At 50.0% G+C, this 3,940-nt stretch carries 2 tRNA genes and 2 rRNA genes; all 4 read left to right on the forward strand.

Annotation, left to right across the window (positions count from 1 at the left end):
* Nucleotides 1–439: ribosomal RNA gene (locus PHI12_13880) — 16S ribosomal RNA — on the forward strand; the annotation flags it as partial.
* A gap of 261 nt (nucleotides 440–700) precedes the next feature.
* Nucleotides 701–777 (forward strand) — tRNA-Ile (locus PHI12_13885).
* Between the two features lie 11 nt (nucleotides 778–788).
* Nucleotides 789–861, forward strand: a tRNA-Ala gene (locus tag PHI12_13890).
* Between the two features lie 265 nt (nucleotides 862–1,126).
* Nucleotides 1,127–3,940: ribosomal RNA gene (locus PHI12_13895) — 23S ribosomal RNA — on the forward strand; the annotation flags it as partial.

Consider the following 3,940-nt stretch of genomic DNA (forward strand, 5'->3'; position numbering starts at 1 on the left):
GAGCGCAACCATCATCTTTAGTTGCTAATTTCAAAGCCGCAAGGCCTAGAGATGCACTCTAGAGAGACTGCCCGTGATAAACGGGAGGAAGGTGGAGATGACGTCAAGTCAGTACGGCCTTTATGCCCTGGGCTACACACGTGTTACAATGCCGACTACAAAGCGTTGCCAACCCGCGAGGGGGAGCTAATCGCAAAAAAGTCGGCTCAGTTCAGATTGGAGTCTGCAATCCGACTCCATGAAGACGGAATCGCTAGTAATGGCGGATCAGCTACGCCGCCGTGAATACGTTCCCGGGCCTTGTACACACCGCCCGTCAAGCGATGGGAGCTGGGGGTACCTGAAAACTTCACTTGTGAGGTCTAAGGTAAAACCGGTGACTGGCGCTAAGTCGTAACAAGGTAGCCGTACCGGAAGGTGCGGCTGGATCACCTCCTTTCTAATTTTCTCTCACGAGAAATATTAGAAAAACCCTGGGTCTATCGATCCAGGGCTTGGCTATCCGATTAAATTTTTGTTAAACGGGAGCTCTCTTTTTAAGCGCAACTCGAGCTATAACAGGCTTCCGATTTATACGTGAACGGCGATGCCGTTTACGTATCAACCATGCTATATGCCGGCCTTCTGCCGGCGGGATAGCCGGTTGATTGTGTAAGTGTAATGAATCAGGGCATTACACAATAAGGTTACACTTAAATTCGGGCCCGTAGCTCAGTTGGTTAGAGCACAGCCCTGATAAGACTGGGGTCAGAGGTTCGAATCCTCTCGGGCCCACCAGATTTTTTTGGGGGGCTGTAGCTCAGCTGGGAGAGCGCGTGCTTTGCAAGCATGAGGCCAGGGGTTCGATCCCCCTCAGCTCCACTTTAGCTCTTTAAAAATAAAGCATAAATTTTCTCGTATCTCTGTTCTAATAGGCGTAGGATTAGCCTTGCTGAATGAAGGGATACATTATGCTCTTTGACAACTTTCTGCCGCAATTCGCGGCAGACTATTTCCGCGATTGATGAGATCGACGGGGATAGACATACAAGTAACAAGGTCTTTAATGATCTTGTCCTGTTGTTTCCTTTAGGAAACAACAGGAGGTAAAAAACTACAATACTAAACCGAGAGAATCAGAAGCATTGGTCAAGCTACAAAGGGTTTATGCACGGATGACTTGGTTAGGTGAGGCGATGAAGGACGGGGTAAGCACCGATATGTCTCGGGGAGTCGCAAACAGGCTTTGATCCGGGAGAATCCGAATGGGGAAACCCACCGCAGGTTATACTGCGGTAGCCCCGCGATGAATACAATAGTTGTGGGGCAGCGAACCAGGAGAACTGAAACATCTAAGTACCCTGAGGAAAAGAAATCACCGAGATTCCCCCAGTAGCGGCGAGCGAAGAGGGAAGAGTCTAAACTTAAAAAAACCTCGCAAGAGGTTTCTTTAAGGGTTGTGGGACCTTAATGTGGGATTGCGGATGGGTAGTGGAAGTATCTGGAAAGATACGTCAAAGAGGGTGAAAGCCCCGTACACGAAACTTTGAAGCACCCTAGAGGTATCCCAAGTAACACGGGACACGTGGAATCCTGTGTGAATCTAGGCCGACCACGGTCTAAGACTAAAAACTACACCTAAACCGATAGTGCACAAGTACCGTGAGGGAAAGTTGAAAAGAACGGCGGTGAGCCGAGTGAAATAGAACCTAAAATCATAAACCTACAAGCGGTGGGAGGGCTATGCATGTCCGCAAGGGCATGAATGCCTGACCGCGTACCTTTTGCATAATGGACCGACGAGTTACTGTGCGGTGCGAGCTTAAGGCTGCTAAACACAGCCGCAGGCGTAGCGAAAGCGAGTCCTAATTGGGCGAGCAGTACCGTATAGTAGACCCGAAGCTGAGTGATCTACCCATGGCCAGAGTGAAGCTTTCCGAAAGGAAAGTGGAGGCTTGAACCCATCAGTGTTGAAAAACTGTGGGATGAGCTGTGGGTCGGAGCGAAAGACTAAACAAACTCAGAAATTGCTGGTTCTCCCCGAAACAATTCTAGGGTTCGCCTCGGGTAACTGAAATGTAGGGGTAGAGTGCTGAATGGGTTACAGGTCCTTACTAGGATGCTGAACCCAACCAAACTTCGAATACTACATTTTTTATCCCGGGAGTAAGACAATGTGGGCTAAGCTTCATTGTCTAAAGGGTAACAGCCCAGACCTTCAGCTAAGGTCCCTAAGAATAGACTAAGTGGTAAAGGATGTGAGTTCGCTATAACAACCAGGATGTTGGCTCAGAGGCAGCCATCATTTAAAGAGTGCGTAACAGCTCACTGGTCGAGCGTTCTTGCGCCTAAGATGAACGGGGCTCAAGTCTATTACCGAAGCTAAGGGTTTCACAGCGCAAGCTGTGGAGCGGTAGGGGAGCATACTCTGACGAGTGAAGGCGTACCATAAGGAGCGCTGGACGTCAGAGCAGGGATTATGTCGGTATAAGTAGCGAAAATGTCTGCGAGAAACAGACACACCGAAAGTCCAAGGTTTCCTGGGGAAGGTTAATCCGCCCAGGGTTAGTCGATCCTAAGCTGAGGCCGTACGGCGTAAGCGATGGACAATCCGTTAATATTCGGATACTGGACAAATGGCGTTATCACTTTTTGTATGACGTGGGAGGTTTAGAGCTGCGCAGTGTTGGATGTCTGCGTTATTCTTTGAGGAATCAAAGGATGGGACCCTGAGGTTTCCGAGGGGGAAGTGTCCTAAAACCATACTGCCAAGAAAAGTACAAAGAGAAGTTGTTTGTCCAATCGTACCGTAATCCGACACAGGTAGACCACCAGAATATGGTAAGGTGCTCGAGATAACTCTCGTTAAGGAACTCGGCAAATTAGCCTCGTAAGTTAGCGACAAGAGGTACCTTGAAAGCCGCAAGGTTTTCGAGGTCACAGTAAAGTGGATCGGGTGACTGTTTAGCAAAAACACAGCACTCTGCAAACTCGAAAGAGGACGTATAGGGTGTGACACCTGCCCGGTGCTGGAAGGTTAAGGGGAAAGGTCAGCGAGTCGTAAGATGAGCAAAGCTTTGAACCGAAGCCCCAGTAAACGGCGGCCGTAACTATAACGGTCCTAAGGTAGCGAAATTCCTTGTGGGGTAAGTTCCCACGCGCACGAATGGTGTAACAACCTGATCGCTGTCTCAACGAGAGACTCGGCGAAATTGTAGTGGCGGTGAAGATGCCGTCTACCCGCATCAAGACGAAAAGACCCCAGAACCTTTACTGCAACCTGCTATTGGAATTTGGTTCACTATGTGTAGCATACGTGGGAGGCTTTGAAGCCCTGGCGCTAGCTAGGGCAGAGCCACAATCTGAAATACCACGCTTATTGCACTAAGTTTCTAACTCCTTGCCGTGAATCCGGCGGAAGGACAGTGACAGGCGGGCAGTTTGACTGGGGCGGTTCCCTTCTAAAAAGTAACGAAGGGGCCCCAAGGTTGGCTCAGGGCGTTCGGCAATCGCCCGTGGAGCGTAAGCGCATAAGCCAGCTTGACTGCGAGTCCGACAGGACGAGCAGGTACGAAAGTAGGGGCTAGTGATCCGGTGGTTGAATGTGGAATTGCCATCGCTCAACGAATAATAGGTACTCTGGGGATAACAGGCTTATCGGGCTCGAGAGTTCACATCGACAGCCCGGTTTGGCACCTCGATGTCGGCTCATCCTATCCTGGGGCTGAATAAGGTCCCAAGGGTCCGGCTGTTCGCCGGTTAAAAGGGTACGCGAGCTGGGTTCAGAACGTCGTGAGACAGTTCGGTCTCTATCTGATGTGGGCGTAAGGATATTTGAAGGGGAGTTCTCTTCAGTACGAGAGGACCTAGAGAAACGAACCTCTGGTGTTCCGGTTGTCCTGCCAAGGGCAAAGGCCGGGTAGCTATGTTCGGAAGGGATAAACGCTGAAAGCATCTAAGT

The sequence above is a fragment of the Dehalococcoidales bacterium genome, assembly GCA_028716225.1.
Classification (GTDB): domain Bacteria; phylum Chloroflexota; class Dehalococcoidia; order Dehalococcoidales; family UBA5760; genus UBA5760.